This is a genomic window from Seonamhaeicola sp. S2-3 (assembly GCF_001971785.1).
Taxonomy (GTDB): Bacteria; Bacteroidota; Bacteroidia; order Flavobacteriales; family Flavobacteriaceae; genus Seonamhaeicola.
In genome coordinates, this window is the sequence record NZ_CP019389.1 from 1,590,581 (window position 1) to 1,604,494 (window position 13,914).

The following is a 13,914-nucleotide window of genomic DNA, read 5'->3' on the forward strand; positions in this document are numbered from 1 at the left end:
AGCCAAAAAATATAAAATTTATAAAATGAATTACAATAACTTAATAACCAGCTATAACAACGGTATTACAACAATAACCATTAATAGGCCAAAAAAGTTAAATGCCCTAAACCAAGAAACTATACAAGAGTTACATAATGCATTTAAAGAAGCCAATTCAGATACTAATACTAAAGTTATTATTTTAACCGGAAGTGGTGAAAAAGCATTTGTTGCCGGAGCCGATATTAGTGAATTTGCAAACTTTAGTGTAGAAGAAGGTGAACATTTGGCTGCTAACGGACATAAAATTTTATTTGATTATATAGAAAATTTGGCAACACCCGTTATTGCTGCAGTAAATGGGTTTGCTTTAGGTGGCGGGTTAGAATTAGCCATGGCTTGCCATTTTAGAGTAGCAAGTAATAATGCCAAAATGGGTTTACCCGAAGTGTCTCTAGGCGTTATTCCTGGGTATGGTGGTACCCAACGTTTACCACAGTTAATTGGGAAAGGGCGCGCTTTAGAAATGATTATGACAGCTACCATGATAGACGCTAATAAAGCCTTAAGCTACGGTTTAGTAAACAATGTTACTGCCCAAGAAGAACTATTACCATTTTGCGAAACTATAGCCCAAAAAATAACTCAAAACTCGTCTGTGGCTATTGCAGAAGCTATAAAAGCGGTTAATGCTAACAGTAAAGATGGTGTTAACGGATTTGAGGTAGAAATTAAAGGCTTTGGTAAATGCTTTGGAACCGAAGATTTTACCGAAGGTACCACCGCTTTTTTAGAAAAACGAAAAGCTGATTTTCCTGGGAGGTAGGTTTTGGGAGCGTTTAATGGTTAGTGTATGGATACTGGGGCAGATTCGAAATTCACTTTCGGTTAAGAACGAATTTTGACACGAGTCAATAACCTTGAATTTATTACTGTTTCGCCTATTTTTTATAAACTTTGTTAAGTGCTGATGTTTCATTTTAGTTCTATCCGAAAAGGTCTCTTTGAATTTCTATTTTTCTTTTATTACTTGATTTAATTTTATCAATCATTTTATGTAATGTCTTTTGGGTTAAAATAGTAATGTCCTTCTGTTCAACAATTAATTGCCTGTTTAAGTCAAACATTGGATTCTTTATATCAGCATTTTGGTCATACATTACTGCTCGGGGAATATTGTAATCTTTCGCAAAACCCATCGCTAATCTTGCACCACTATCTAATTTTTGATCAAATATCTTCCAACGTTGTGCAGAGTCTTGAGCATAACTTGCAGCCAAAATTATTGCATCACAAAAAAGAGCTTGTAATCTGTCTCGGTCTTTGTATCGACTACTTAAATCCATTGCAGATTTATGCTCATCATAGTATTCAGTAACCAATAATCCCCCTTCTTTAAAAATCTCAAAAGCCAAAGCCTTATTTCTAGCAGGCAATATCTTTGAAAGTGGGCTAGGTAAAATTGCTACAGTCTTACCACCAATTAATGCCTGCTTGTGAGCTATACTATCGCATCCAAATGCTAACCCACTAACTATAGTAACATCCTTTTTTACAATTTCTTCAACTATTTTTCTCTCTCTACTTTCGATTGTTTCGTCTGGATTTAAAAGTCCTATTACGGCAATACAATCATTATCGAGGTCTAAAAGGCTTAAATCTCCTTTATAGAATAGAAAAATAGGTTTTTCACTATCCTTAACTGTTCCTCTGTGTTTAGGAAAGTCTTTGTCACCAATAGCAACAACTCCATCACAGCTATCTTCTAATTTTTCAATTTGATTGACGACTTGCTTCTTTTCAAATTCAAAATCTTCATTCGTTATTAAATCAAATTGTTTTGATTTGGTATTTAGTAATGAGACAATATATTCAACACTCTCATTGCCTTTCAGGTTCTTGTTTATCCAAGCTCTACCTATGCCTTTAAAAGATTTTGTGGTTATTATATTAATTGCGTTATCAGTATACTTCATCTTGTTTTGATTGATTTTGAGTTTACAAATTTAGTTTAGCACCAATTGAGTAAAAAATAACAGAATTTGCTCCTTTATCAAAAAGTGCTTGAATCGCGTCTTCGTCAATATTGACTGAATGTGTGTAAAGGTCATCAATGAGTAAAATGTCTTTTCCTTTTAAATTTATTGAAAAGTCACAAGTGTTTACTGTAATATTTGGATATGGCATATCACCATTACCACCGTACCCCCTTCTTGCTCTATGAGTTGTTTTGGTATCTTTGACCCGCTTTATATATTCTGTTCCGTCTATGAGACCTGGCAATTGATTTGCTACTGTGCTAACTGTTTTTTTGAAATAAAGTTGATTTGGGTTGTAATTTACCTTAGCTCTAGGAACTACACATACAATAAGGCTATTCTTCCCTGATATTTTCAAAACATGAGGTAAATCTTTTTTTAGTATATTTTCCAATTGACCACTTACATTTTGAAGCACATCTTCAGTATAGGGGGTAATGTCGTTTTTGAGTGTGCAAATAATATTTTCTATTGAACCTTTGACTCGCCATTGTCCTGCACCACTTGAGTATTTTGAATTAAAATACGCTTGTACTTCTCTCTTCAAGTAGTAATTACCTTTGTGGTCTTTTGTCGGTGTAATTGTAAATTTCCACATAGTTAAACTGATATAATGTTTTCAATAGGAATACCTGCTTTAACAGCTTCATCTATTTCAAATGGTTCATTTTCGAATACAATTATCTTTCGAGGTTCTAATTCAAGCATTTTTAGTGCGTTTTCAAATTTATTGATATGTTGGTCTTTATCAATTGACTTCCTAAATATTTTATATTTAAATTTGTTAGTCAAGCCGTGTTGCTTAAGTGTTATAATTGCTCTATTTTCTCTACTATTTGTCACCAAAACTGTGGTGTTGAGTTCAAAGAACTTATTCAAAACTTCATTTGCATAAGGTATTAGCTTTGTCTGTCCGATATTTTCAGCGTACAACTTTTCTTTTAGTCCTATTATTTCTTGATACTCTTTATTGTTAAGATTTGGAAATTCTCTTTGTAAAATTGTTCGGTTAAACCTTTCATTTGGATTGAATGGAAGAAATTGTTTGGGGTTTATTACAGACTGAACAGCCATTTTAAAAGATAGATAGTTTGCGTAGTCCGTGTCAACCAATGTTCCATCCATATCAAAGAATAGGACTTTGTCCCGCGTGATGATTTTATTCATGTCTAGTTGATTGTCTTTCTTTGCTATTATTGTTTCTGTTACATTTGCACCTAACTTAAAGGTTAGACACTTTTCAAAGGTTTATATCTAAACTCAAACGAATATAATAACTTTGTGTACAAAATCAAATTGTTAATAACCCGTATATTCTTTAACATTTTTGGGTTAAGATTCTTTGTAGTTTTATAAAGTCAGGTATTCCAAAAAACTTTCTAATATTATTACTATGAACCCTAAATCTCCTTTAAAAGGGCGTGGTGCACAACTAAACGTTCCTAATAAATTCTTAGAATTTAGCCATGAAATGCGTAACGATTTTTTAGAGTTTTGCCACAAAGAAGGAGAACAAGCAGATAAAAATAAAACACGTTACTTAGAGGTGTTTCCTAAAACCATAGTTAACAAAGTTAAAAGCCCCGATATAGGCATGATGTATAGCATGAATGCCTACCAAGGTTGCGAACATGGTTGTATTTATTGTTATGCTCGTAACACCCATGAATATTGGGGTTACAGTGCGGGTTTAGATTTTGAGAGGCGTATTTTGGTAAAAAAAGATGCTCCTAAATTGTTAGAAAATTTACTGAAAAAAAAGCACTGGAAAGCGCACCCCATTGTAATGTCTGGTAATACCGATTGTTACCAACCAGCAGAACAAATTTATAACATTACAAGGCAATGTTTACAGGTTTTTTTAAAGTACAAACATCCTGTTGCTATTATTACTAAAAATGCTTTAATTCTACGCGATTTAGATATTTTAAAAGCCCTTGCTAAAGATAATTTAATTGGAGTTAATATTTCAATAACCTCTTTATCAGAACAAACAAGACGTGTTTTAGAACCTAGAACGGCTACTATAAAACGCCGATTAGAAACCGTAAAAACTTTAACAGATAATGGTATTCCTGTAAATGTAATGCTTGCACCTATTATTCCGGCAATTAATAGTCATGAAATCCTACCACTAGCCAAAGCAGCTGCAGATTACGGAGCATTTTCTGTGGCACACACTATTGTTAGACTTAATGGTGCTATTGGCGAAATTTTTACAGATTGGGTAAAAAAAACAATGCCCGATAGGGCAGACAAAGTGTTGCACCAAATAGAAAGTTGCCACAGTGGTAGTTTAAACAACAGTAGATTTGGTTCCCGAATGCATGGTGAAGGAAAAATTGCAGATAATATTAATAGCTTAATAAAATTAGCTAAGCAAAAGTATTTTAAACATAAAAAAATGCCCAAACTTAACTGCGATTTGCATGAGCAGTTTAAGGATGGACAATTAAAATTGTTTTGAAATACTTTTTTAAAAGTATAAACTAAATTTAGGCTTGATTTAGTCTTCTTCTTTTAGTAATACCCCAGTTAAAGTTTTTAAAAAATTAAAAAAATCTGTTGTATTTGTGATTGGGTTTTTTATTTGTTACTAGAGAAGAGTTTAGATAAAATGGGTCTTTAAGCAGACCCATTTTAATAAACTAAACTAATTACTTATGTATTTGGTAAATTCTCTATTGTTTGTATGAAATACAATTTTATATCTACTATTACCCTCTAGTTTGTAAACTCTTTCAATAGTTTGAACACCTTTAATGGTTTCGCTGTGTAATAATTCAGCAGTACCATTGTTAAGCCCGTAAATTTTAATTTTTAAAGGTTCAAAGTTTGTAGCTAGTTTTGTAATGTAAACTAATCCATTTTCTTCTCTTACAAAAGGTTTAAAAATAGTAGTTTCTTTTTCTTTGTTAAAGGTTACCTCGTTAGACTTTACGGTAAACGGAATGGTTTTAATTTCCATATCTTTCTCTAATTCAAAGAAATAGTTTCCGTCTGGTAAATCGGTTAAATCAAAACCCTTAGTGTAAACACCAGCTTGATTTATAACTTCTTTATATATAGTAGTACCGTAATTGTCTTTAATTGAAAGTAGGTTACCCTCTTTTACATCAACAATAGTTAATGCGGTTCTTTTGAGATCTTTACCAATTTTATTGATAATGATTTCATTAGCATATCCCATAACCGTAGCCATCATTGCTACCGTTAAGATTACTTTTTTAGTGTTTGTTAATACGTTTTTCATGATTTGGTGTTTTTAACGTTTTACACTACAAATATATGGCGAGTTTTTAGTGTGTAAAACATTGATATTGACTAATTTATGTGCTAAATTATCCGTTAAATTTATGCTAAGTTTACGTTAAGTTAAAATACTATATTACTGGGTTAATACCATATATTTTTATACAGTGCTAGGTTTTCTGTTTTGGTTTTATATACAAGAAAAATTATTAGCCATTTTTAATAGACTCTATAATTAATTGTAAGTTGAAGTGTTATAATTTTTTTTGAAGAAGAATACAGAAAGAAAAGTTTATGCAAAAAAAAGTGGGCTACCACAGCCCACTTTACCAACTAAACTAAACTAAATAAGACATTAAACTAATAATTAATGAATTTTGTAAATTCTCTGTTATTTGTATGAAATACAATTTTATATTTTCCTTTTTCTATTTTGAAAATTCTTTCAATATTTTGAACACCTTTAATGGTTTCGCTGTGTAACATGTCAGTACTACCATTGTTAAGCCCGTAAATTTTAATTTTTAAAGGTTCTAAGTTTACAGCTAGTTTTGTAATGTAAACTAATCCATTTTCTTCTCTTACAAAAGGTTTAAAAATAGTAGTTTCTTTTTCTTTGTTAAAGGTTACCTCGTTAGACTTTACGGTAAACGGAATGGTTTTAACTTCCATATCTTTCTCTAATTCAAAGAAATAGTTTCCGTCTGGTAAATCGGTTAAATCAAAACCTTTAGTGTAAACACCAGCTTGATTTATAACTTCTTTATATATAGTAGTACCGTAATTGTCTTTAATTGAAAGTAGGTTACCCTCTTTTACATCAACAATAGTTAATGCGGTTCTTTTGAGATCTTTACCAATTTTATTGATAATGATTTCATTAGCATATCCCATAACCGTAGCCATCATTGCTACCGTTAAGATTACTTTTTTAGTGTTTGTTAATACGTTTTTCATGATTTGGTGTTTTTAACGTTTTACACTACAAATATATGGTGAGTTTTAAGCGCAGAAAACATTGATATTGACTAATTTGTATGCTAAATTATCTGTTAAATTTACGCTAAGTTTATGTTAAGTTAAAATACCATACATTTAGGTTAATACCATATATTTTTATACAGTGCTAGGTTTTCTGTTTTGGTTTTATATACAAGAAAATTATTAGTCATTTTTAATAGACTCTATAATTAATTGTAAGTTGAAGTGTTATAATTTTTTTGAAGAAGAATACAGGAAAGAAAAGTTTCTGCAAAAAAAAAGTGGGCCACCACAGCCCACTTTACCAACTAAACTAAATAAGACATTAAACTAATTATTAATGAATTTTGTAAACTCTTTGTTATTAGACTTTAAAACCAATTTGTATTTTCCAGTTTTAAGTTTAAAAGCTCTTTCTATAACTTGTGTACCTTTAATAGTTTCGGTATGTAACAATTCGTTTGTACCGTTATTACTGTATATGCTTATTTTTAAAGATTCGTAGTTTGGGGCAAACTTTGTAATATTGAGCATGTTGTTTTTTACAATGGCAACTGGCTTAAAAATAATGGTCTCTTCAGCTTTATTAAATGTTACTTTGTTTTTAGTTACTGAAAATGGAATGGTTTTTATTTGAACATCTTTATCAAGTTCAAAAAAGTAATTACCATTAGGAAGTTCAGATAAATCAAATCCTTTAGTATATACTCCAGATTTTTCAATTAACTCTTTATATAAAATAAGACCGTTCGCATCTTTAATTGTAAGTAAGTTTCCTTCTTTTACATTATTAATTCTAAGATCAGTTTTTTTAACATCTTTAATAGTAGCGTTACCTTCAGATGCATAACCTATAACCGTAGCTAACAATGCTACCATTAAGATTCCTTTTTTTGTGTTTACAATGATATTTTTCATGTTTTATTATTTCTTTTTCATTTATACTGCAAATCTATGGCACATATGCAATGTAGAAAACATGTGTATTTGCCAATTTATATGCTAAATTATCTGTTAACTTAATGTTAAGAACCATAAAAGTTAATATAGTATATATTAGCGTTAATAATACATATATTAAGGTTAGTTTTAGTGCATAAGGCTTTTATAGAATCAATAATAAACGTTGTGTGTAGATTGTGTAAATAGTTTAATTGTTGCCTTAAAAATACAACGTATTGAAACCTGCACTAGACTAGATATTTGATAGTATTTAATAATTTGTACAAAACGAAGTCTCTAAACAGATGCTTAATAGGTATAGCGTATATACGGATCAATCTCAAAAGTTGGGTCTAAAGAGAAAAATAATTTTCTTTGTACTTTAAATTATATTGATGAATAAAGACACTGAGTTATCCTTGTTAAGTTTAATATTACCAGAAGGAATATTAGAGTATTTTGATATTGTTGGATTCGATAAGAAGCCTATAAAGCATGTTTTATATGAGAACCGTCTAACGATATATTTGGAGGAGAAAAAACAAATACCATCTAAGTACAAGGATTGCAAGTATAAAGCCAGTGGCTTCATGGAGCCTCGAATAATCGAGGATTATCCCGTTCGAGACAATCTACTATCATTAAATCTTAAACGAAGGCGTTGGGACGTTCTACTTGATAAAAAGAGGATTAAAGTAAGTCGTGAATGGGATGAATTTATTGCACAGGGAACTCGAATATCAAAAGAGTTTGCTGCTTTTTTAAAAGAAATCGACTGATAATACTGCTCTGAGCAGCCAACAACTTGGGCGCCAGTATGGTATGTCCGGAAAAAGGCTTCAAAGACATTATAAGGATCACTTAAGTGATTTTAAGCAATGGGAGCATAAGAGTCATGCTAAACAGTGGCTTGTTTTCCCTGAAAACTTAGGTTCTTATTTATCCATTGATGAGACAGCGCTGTCCAAGGGAGAGCTCTATACCATCATTACCAATAAGAAGGCCAAAGGAAAGAAAGGGGCTTTAGTTGGGATATTCCACGGAACTAAAGTGGAGCCTATTATCGAACAACTCTTGAAGATCCCAGCAAAAAAGCGTGCTAAAGTGAAAGAGATTACCTTAGACATGGCTAACTCTATGAAAACAATCTCCACTAAATGTTTCCCGAAAGCCATCCAAGTAACAGACAGGTTCCATGTACAGAAGCTGGCAATAGAGGCGCTCCAAGATCTTCGTATCAAATACCGATGGGAAGCTTTGGATCAAGAAAATGAACAGATAAAGCTATCTAGAGCTGCCGACAAAGAATTTAAACCTGTAACTTTTTCTAATGGTGATAGCTCAAAACAACTCCTGGCCAGGAGTAGATATCTACTGTATAAATCCCCAGATAAATGGACTCCAAATCAGAAAGAGAGGGGACAGATATTGTTTAATGAATACCCAGAATTAAAGAAAGCTTATGGACTTGTTCAAGGCTTGAGGAATATTTTTAACCAAGCCATAGATATTAAAGTAGCTTACACCAAACTAGCCCACTGGTACAAAGATGTAGAGGAGTCAGGATTTAAGAGCTTCCAAACGGTAGCCAATAGTATTACTTTAAATTACCGCTCTGTACTCAACTATTTTATAAACAGAAGTACTAATGCTTCAGCTGAATCCTTTAATGCCAAAGTAAAGGCTTTTAGATCTCAATTTAGGGGAGTCAGGAATACGGAATACTTCTTATATCGCTTGATTAAATTATATTCTTAAAATGGTAAAAACCCAGATTTTGGACTTGATCCGTATATACTATATAGTAAAAGTATGTTACATCTATAAAAAGGGTATTAATAACTATTATTAAATTAAAAGAGTGGTGTGATTTGTTTTGAGGGCTGTTCTAAATTAAGAATATTAATTTCAGTGCTAGAATCAAAGCTTTCACATTAAAGCTGAAAAAATACAACGTTCTTATTGGTCTTAATCCAAATCTATATAATAAAAAATGGGCAAAAAAAAGTGGGCCACCACAGCCCACTTTACCAACTAAACTAAATAAGACATTAAACTAATTATTAATGTATATTATGAAATTTTTAATATTTTCAAATTAAACTAAAAAACAATTTCTTGTTTCTATCTGTTATTAATTTCTATAAACATCATTAAAAATAACACTACAAATATATGTTAGATGCATGTATAGAAAAACATCGATTTTACCTTATTTATATGCTATTTTAACTGTTAAGGGTATGTTAAATCAACGTAAAGTTAAAATAACACATAATTAAGGTAATAAAATATATAATGTATGCATAATATATTGTAATTTTGCAATTAAATAGTCCTAACTATGATTACTAAAAAACCTACATTTAAAAAAATATCTCCTTCTTTTGGTACTTCCATTCATGTTAAGCAGCATAATGAAAAGTTAGATAGAAGTGAAATGTTTTGGCATTTTCATCCAGAGATAGAACTTATTTATATTAATAGAGGTAAAGGAAAAACCCATATAGGGAATCACTTATCATATTTTAATAATAGTCAGCTTATCCTCATAGGGTCTAATTTGCCACACAATGGTTTTACCGATAGGTTAACAGCAGCGGGTATAGAAACTACTGTACAATTTAAACCAGACTTTTTAGGAGAAGACTTTTTTAATAGTGTTCCAGAGGCAGCAGCCATAGCAACTTTGTTTGAAAAAGCTAAAAATGGCATTAAATTTAATAGAGAAGCCAAAAATGCTGTTGGTTCTAAAATTGAAGAATTAGAAAGTTATACGGGTTTAGATAGAATTTTAAAACTATTAGAAATATTACAGTATTTAGCAACTACCGAAGACTATACTATTTTAAATGCCGATGGTTTTATGTTTGAAGCAGAACCTCAGGATACTGATAAAATTAAAACCATTTACAAATATGTGAATGCTAATTTTAAAGAGCATATTGCTTTAGAAGATATTGCTAATAAAGTAAGTATGACGGTACCTGCTTTTTGTAGATATTTTAAAAAGACTACCGGAAAAACGTTTACTCAAGTAGTTAACGAAATTAGAATTGTACATGCTACTAAGTTGCTTAATGAAAGCCAAATGAGTATTGCCGATATTTGTTATGAATGTGGATTTAACAACTTTTCGCATTTTAACAAACAGTTTAATGAAATTATTGGTAAAAGTGCTTCAAATTACCGTAAGGAAATTAAGCAAATAATCGGTTAGACTTTTCCATTCCATTCGTTATAAAACTGCTTTAAAAAAAGTTCCATAAAAGCATGTCTGCTTTCGGCTAATTGCCTGCCAGTTTTAGTATTCATCCTGTCTTTAAGAAGTAGTAATTTTTCATAAAAATGATTAATTGTTGGTGCTGTTGAAGCTTTATACTCTTCTTTAGTCATATTAAGGTTTGGAGCAATATCTGGGTTGTAAAGCGGCCTGTTTTTATACCCACCATAATTAAAACATCGGGCAATACCAACGGCTCCTATAGCATCTAACCTATCGGCATCCTGAATAACATCTAATTCTACCGATTTAAATTTTTGCGTTTCATTGCCTCCTTTAAATGAAATGTTTTCAATGATATTAATAACATGTTCAATTACAGCAGAATCTACGTTGTGTTTAAATAAAAATTCTCTCGCTATTTTAGGACCTACAGTTTCATCGCCATCATAAAATTTACTGTCTGCTATATCATGTAAAAGTGCACCTAAAGACACAACCAAAATATTAACAGGTTCATTTTTAGCTATTAACAAAGCATTGTTGTACACTCTTAATGTGTGAAACCAATCATGTCCACCCTCTGCACCAAAAAGGGTTTCTTTTACAAAATCTTTGGTTTTATCTATAATATCTTCTTCTTGAAGCATCTTTCTTATTTTGCAATAACAGGTTCAACCCACTTAAACTCAAATGAGTTTTCTGGAATTTTCACTCTTTCAGCAAGGCGCAACATACGGTCTGGTAATTTCATTAAATAGTCTCTTGCTTTTTCTGCCTCATCGGTAAGGTTTGTTATTTTATCAATTTCCCACCGGTTAATTAGCTTTTGTAAAATATCTACGTAATCTTTTGAGGTGTAAACACCAATACGTTGGGCAGTATTAGAAAATTCTTCAAAAGCAGTACTTATTTTACCTCCAGATTCTCTTAAAAAATGTGCAGGCATGGTAATTTTTTGTTTCATCATGTAATGAAAAGCCATCATCATTTGGCTAGGGTCTATTTTAAAAATACGCTCTACAAATTCAGAGTAGGCATTATGATGACGCATTTCATCGCCAGAAATAATTCTACACATTTTTGCCAGTTGCTTATTTCCTTTTTCTCTTGCTATTTTGGCAACTCGGTTATGCGAAATATAGGTGGCTAATTCTTGAAAACTAGTATATACAAAGTTTTTATAAGGATCTCTATTAGTGCCAATATCAAAACCATCTGCAATTAAGTATTGTGTGGTTTTTTCAATTTCACGCATATTAACTCTACCAGAAAGGTATAAGTATTTATTTAGTACATCACCATGTCTGTTTTCTTCTCCCGTCCAATGTCTTACCCATTTAGCCCAAGAACTTTCTCGGTCTCTTTGGTTAACACCTTCAACATCCATTAACCAAGATTCATAGGTGGGTAGCGCTTCTTCGGTAATCATATCACCAACTAAAACTACCCAAAAATCATATGGTAATTCTTTTGACAGTTCTCTAATCTCGGTAACTTCATCAAAGAATGTATCATGCTCTGAATTAGGAAGAAAATCTGTTGGTTGCCAAATTTTTTCAATAGGAATTAAATACTTTTCAATTAATTTGTCAACATCTTTTTCTAAAAACTGCATGACTTCCAAACGAACATTCTTTAATGACATAAATGAAATATTAAGGGTGTATATTATCTTTAATAGTAGTTTCAATACTATTGATAAGCTCTTTTTTATCTACAAAGGTAGATAATTCTATAGGTTTATGTACTTTAAACTTTATGTGATTTCCTAGCCCCATTGGAAATTTTCCGTACTTAAACATTTTCCAAGAATTATTAATAGAAATGGGCACCACCAATGCCGATGGTATTTTTTTAAATAATATTTCTAAACCTTTAGTTTGAAAGGGTTTGGGTTCACCGTTTTTACTTCTTGTTCCTTCAGGAAAAATAACAGCAGCTCTATTGTTAGCTTCAATATATTCACCAAATTTCATGATGGCGGGTAAAGACTGTCTAGGGTTTTTTCGGTCTATTAAAACAGATCCGCCATGACGTAAATTATACGAAACACTGGGTATGCCTTTTCCCAATTCCATTTTACTTATAAATTTAGTATGATGTTTTCTCATATACCACATAATAGGCGATATATCATACATACTTTGATGGTTGGCTACAATAATTAAAGGTTGGTTTGTGTTTATTTGGTACGGATTGTCAAATGAAAATCTTGTGCCTAAAATGTGGGTACATTTTAATAAGAAAAACTGCAGGATGTCAACACTTTTTTTATGAGCTTGATACCCAAACACATTAAAACAAAACCATTGGATAGGGTGAAATATTATAAGTGTTAATAAAAAACAGAAATAATAAATTATAGTAAGCGGGTATGATATTATTTTAAGCATATTCAAAAATAGCGTAATGATAATAACAAACAAACCACGATTTTTTCGTGGTTTGTTTTTATAATTTGTTATGTGTTTTTATTTAGCAGTGCTCGTTATAAGCATCAACTAAGTTTTCTGCTATAAGTTCTGCAGGACGCCCTTCAATATGATGGCGTTCTAGCATATGTACCAATTCACCATTTTTAAATAACGCCATACAAGGTGAGCTTGGAGGAAACGGAATCATAAACTCTCTAGCTTTATTAACCGCTTCTTTATCAACTCCTGCAAAAACGGTAACAATGTGGTCTGGTTTTTTTTCGTTTTGTAAGCTCATTTTAGCTCCAGGACGTGCATTTGCTGCGGCACAACCACAAACCGAATTTACTACAACCAAAGTAGTACCTTCTTTAGCTAAAGCAGTTTCAACTGCTTCTGGCGTGTGTAACTCTTCAAAACCTACGCTTGTTAAATCTTCACGCATTGGTTTTACTAACTCTGCTGGATACATATCTTTAAAATTTAATTTTTTTCATTAATAAAGTGCAAAGTTAATTAAAAACATAGCAATTATTATTATGGTGTTCTCTTATAATTCTTATAGCATTATAAGTTGAGGCTATTGCTATTCAATAATAAATTGTTTGGTGAGCTTATATAAACCGTTCTTGCCTTAATACAATTTAGATGGGTTGTAATGTAATTTCAATAACCTTAGGAATAACATGGCATTCATTAGCATCTAGTTCTATAGGGTTGCTAACATATGTTTGATAATTGGCAGAAGTTATTGTAATAGTATAAGTTCCAGCACGTTCACCGGCACCAAAAAAGGAATCTACACCTAAGGTTAAGATTTCTTCGTAATTACCATCTGTAGCAACTACAGTAATATCTTCTGTAATTTTATTAGAATTGGTTGCATCAATTAAGGTTACATTTAGTCCATATACGTATTCAAGAGTGCAAATAATATCATTTGGGGTGTCATCTGTTTTACATGCAGTAAAACTTAAGTGCAGAGTAAAAAGCGCAATAAGTGATATGGATTTCATAGTGTTTTATCCTTTAGATGATAAAATTTATAAAGGGTTGCGTAACAAATACTATAAACATT

At 31.5% G+C, this 13,914-nt stretch carries 16 protein-coding genes; 5 read left to right on the forward strand and 11 right to left on the reverse strand.

Annotated elements, in window-relative coordinates; genetic code table 11:
• Positions 1–25: 25 nt before the first annotated feature.
• Complete coding sequence (locus BWZ22_RS07420) at positions 26–808, forward strand: enoyl-CoA hydratase/isomerase family protein (RefSeq protein WP_076699036.1); 783 nt, start codon at positions 26–28, stop codon at positions 806–808.
• Positions 809–968: 160 nt separating this feature from the next.
• Here the strand turns inward: BWZ22_RS07420 and BWZ22_RS07425 are convergent, their stop codons facing one another.
• Genes BWZ22_RS07425 through BWZ22_RS07435 form a run of 3 tightly spaced genes read right to left on the reverse strand, consistent with a single transcriptional unit; the run spans position 969 to position 3,188 of the window.
• Complete coding sequence (locus BWZ22_RS07425) at positions 969–1,958, reverse strand: DNA-processing protein DprA (protein ID WP_076699037.1); 990 nt, start codon at positions 1,956–1,958, stop codon at positions 969–971.
• A 22-nt stretch (positions 1,959–1,980) separates the two neighbouring features.
• Positions 1,981–2,619, reverse strand: a complete 639-nt coding sequence (locus BWZ22_RS07430) for a phosphoribosyltransferase (RefSeq protein ID WP_076699039.1) — start codon at positions 2,617–2,619, stop codon at positions 1,981–1,983.
• A gap of 2 nt (positions 2,620–2,621) precedes the next feature.
• Entirely contained in the window at positions 2,622–3,188 is a 567-nt protein-coding gene (locus BWZ22_RS07435; RefSeq protein WP_083692230.1) for an HAD family phosphatase, read from the reverse strand.
• Between the two features lie 226 nt (positions 3,189–3,414).
• Here BWZ22_RS07435 and BWZ22_RS07440 point away from each other — a divergent pair, with 226 nt between their 5' ends.
• On the forward strand, positions 3,415–4,488 hold the full coding sequence (locus BWZ22_RS07440) for a PA0069 family radical SAM protein (RefSeq protein WP_076699042.1): 1,074 nt from the start codon (positions 3,415–3,417) through the stop codon (positions 4,486–4,488).
• Between the two features lie 186 nt (positions 4,489–4,674).
• On the opposite strand, the gene BWZ22_RS07445 is transcribed toward BWZ22_RS07440, so the two are convergent.
• The 3 genes from BWZ22_RS07445 to BWZ22_RS07455 all read right to left on the reverse strand — a co-directional run bounded on the left by BWZ22_RS07445 (position 4,675) and on the right by BWZ22_RS07455 (position 7,172).
• Positions 4,675–5,274 (reverse strand): hypothetical protein, encoded by a 600-nt coding sequence (locus BWZ22_RS07445; RefSeq protein ID WP_076699043.1) that lies wholly within the window; start codon positions 5,272–5,274, stop codon positions 4,675–4,677.
• 359 nt (positions 5,275–5,633) lie between these two features.
• On the reverse strand, positions 5,634–6,230 hold the full coding sequence (locus tag BWZ22_RS07450; RefSeq protein WP_076699045.1) for a hypothetical protein: 597 nt from the start codon (positions 6,228–6,230) through the stop codon (positions 5,634–5,636).
• A gap of 354 nt (positions 6,231–6,584) precedes the next feature.
• The gene (locus tag BWZ22_RS07455) at positions 6,585–7,172 is read right to left on the reverse strand and encodes a hypothetical protein (RefSeq protein WP_076699046.1); all 588 of its coding nucleotides are present in this window, start codon (positions 7,170–7,172) and stop codon (positions 6,585–6,587) included.
• Between the two features lie 419 nt (positions 7,173–7,591).
• On the opposite strand from BWZ22_RS07455, the gene BWZ22_RS07460 reads away from it, so the two are divergent.
• The 3 genes from BWZ22_RS07460 to BWZ22_RS07470 all read left to right on the forward strand — a co-directional run bounded on the left by BWZ22_RS07460 (position 7,592) and on the right by BWZ22_RS07470 (position 10,416).
• A complete protein-coding gene (locus BWZ22_RS07460) occupies positions 7,592–7,975 on the forward strand; it encodes a hypothetical protein (protein WP_076697215.1) in 384 nt (127 codons plus the stop codon).
• Between the two features lie 43 nt (positions 7,976–8,018).
• Complete coding sequence (locus BWZ22_RS07465) at positions 8,019–8,954, forward strand: transposase (protein WP_076697213.1); 936 nt, start codon at positions 8,019–8,021, stop codon at positions 8,952–8,954.
• Positions 8,955–9,540: 586 nt separating this feature from the next.
• A complete protein-coding gene (locus BWZ22_RS07470; RefSeq protein ID WP_076699048.1) occupies positions 9,541–10,416 on the forward strand; it encodes an AraC family transcriptional regulator in 876 nt (291 codons plus the stop codon).
• Here BWZ22_RS07470 and BWZ22_RS07475 read toward each other — a convergent pair.
• The 5 genes from BWZ22_RS07475 to BWZ22_RS07495 all read right to left on the reverse strand — a co-directional run bounded on the left by BWZ22_RS07475 (position 10,413) and on the right by BWZ22_RS07495 (position 13,852).
• Positions 10,413–11,069, reverse strand: a complete 657-nt coding sequence (locus BWZ22_RS07475) for an HD domain-containing protein (protein ID WP_076699049.1) — start codon at positions 11,067–11,069, stop codon at positions 10,413–10,415. The genes BWZ22_RS07470 and BWZ22_RS07475 overlap by 4 nt on opposite strands.
• A gap of 5 nt (positions 11,070–11,074) precedes the next feature.
• Complete coding sequence (locus tag BWZ22_RS07480) at positions 11,075–12,067, reverse strand: acyl-ACP desaturase (RefSeq protein WP_076702356.1); 993 nt, start codon at positions 12,065–12,067, stop codon at positions 11,075–11,077.
• Positions 12,068–12,077: 10 nt separating this feature from the next.
• Positions 12,078–12,815, reverse strand: a complete 738-nt coding sequence (locus BWZ22_RS07485; RefSeq protein ID WP_076699051.1) for a 1-acyl-sn-glycerol-3-phosphate acyltransferase — start codon at positions 12,813–12,815, stop codon at positions 12,078–12,080.
• Positions 12,816–12,897: 82 nt separating this feature from the next.
• On the reverse strand, positions 12,898–13,308 hold the full coding sequence (locus BWZ22_RS07490; RefSeq protein ID WP_076699052.1) for a BrxA/BrxB family bacilliredoxin: 411 nt from the start codon (positions 13,306–13,308) through the stop codon (positions 12,898–12,900).
• 172 nt (positions 13,309–13,480) lie between these two features.
• Positions 13,481–13,852: a hypothetical protein gene (locus BWZ22_RS07495; RefSeq protein WP_076699053.1), complete on the reverse strand. Its 372-nt coding sequence runs from the start codon at positions 13,850–13,852 to the stop codon at positions 13,481–13,483.
• Positions 13,853–13,914 lie beyond the last annotated feature (62 nt).

Excerpts from the sequence above, each read along its gene's own strand:
- BWZ22_RS07420 (WP_076699036.1), top strand. The coding sequence starts at position 26 with ATGAATTACAATAACTTAATAACCAGCTATAACAACGGTATTACAACA.
- BWZ22_RS07425 (WP_076699037.1), bottom strand. The coding sequence starts at position 1,958 with ATGAAGTATACTGATAACGCAATTAATATAATAACCACAAAATCTTTT.
- BWZ22_RS07430 (WP_076699039.1), bottom strand. The coding sequence starts at position 2,619 with ATGTGGAAATTTACAATTACACCGACAAAAGACCACAAAGGTAATTAC.
- BWZ22_RS07435 (WP_083692230.1), bottom strand. The coding sequence starts at position 3,188 with ATGAATAAAATCATCACGCGGGACAAAGTCCTATTCTTTGATATGGAT.
- BWZ22_RS07440 (WP_076699042.1), top strand. The coding sequence starts at position 3,415 with ATGAACCCTAAATCTCCTTTAAAAGGGCGTGGTGCACAACTAAACGTT.
- BWZ22_RS07445 (WP_076699043.1), bottom strand. The coding sequence starts at position 5,274 with ATGAAAAACGTATTAACAAACACTAAAAAAGTAATCTTAACGGTAGCA.
- BWZ22_RS07450 (WP_076699045.1), bottom strand. The coding sequence starts at position 6,230 with ATGAAAAACGTATTAACAAACACTAAAAAAGTAATCTTAACGGTAGCA.
- BWZ22_RS07455 (WP_076699046.1), bottom strand. The coding sequence starts at position 7,172 with ATGAAAAATATCATTGTAAACACAAAAAAAGGAATCTTAATGGTAGCA.
- BWZ22_RS07460 (WP_076697215.1), top strand. The coding sequence starts at position 7,592 with ATGAATAAAGACACTGAGTTATCCTTGTTAAGTTTAATATTACCAGAA.
- BWZ22_RS07465 (WP_076697213.1), top strand. The coding sequence starts at position 8,019 with ATGTCCGGAAAAAGGCTTCAAAGACATTATAAGGATCACTTAAGTGAT.
- BWZ22_RS07470 (WP_076699048.1), top strand. The coding sequence starts at position 9,541 with ATGATTACTAAAAAACCTACATTTAAAAAAATATCTCCTTCTTTTGGT.
- BWZ22_RS07475 (WP_076699049.1), bottom strand. The coding sequence starts at position 11,069 with ATGCTTCAAGAAGAAGATATTATAGATAAAACCAAAGATTTTGTAAAA.
- BWZ22_RS07480 (WP_076702356.1), bottom strand. The coding sequence starts at position 12,067 with ATGTCATTAAAGAATGTTCGTTTGGAAGTCATGCAGTTTTTAGAAAAA.
- BWZ22_RS07485 (WP_076699051.1), bottom strand. The coding sequence starts at position 12,815 with ATGCTTAAAATAATATCATACCCGCTTACTATAATTTATTATTTCTGT.
- BWZ22_RS07490 (WP_076699052.1), bottom strand. The coding sequence starts at position 13,308 with ATGTATCCAGCAGAGTTAGTAAAACCAATGCGTGAAGATTTAACAAGC.
- BWZ22_RS07495 (WP_076699053.1), bottom strand. The coding sequence starts at position 13,852 with ATGAAATCCATATCACTTATTGCGCTTTTTACTCTGCACTTAAGTTTT.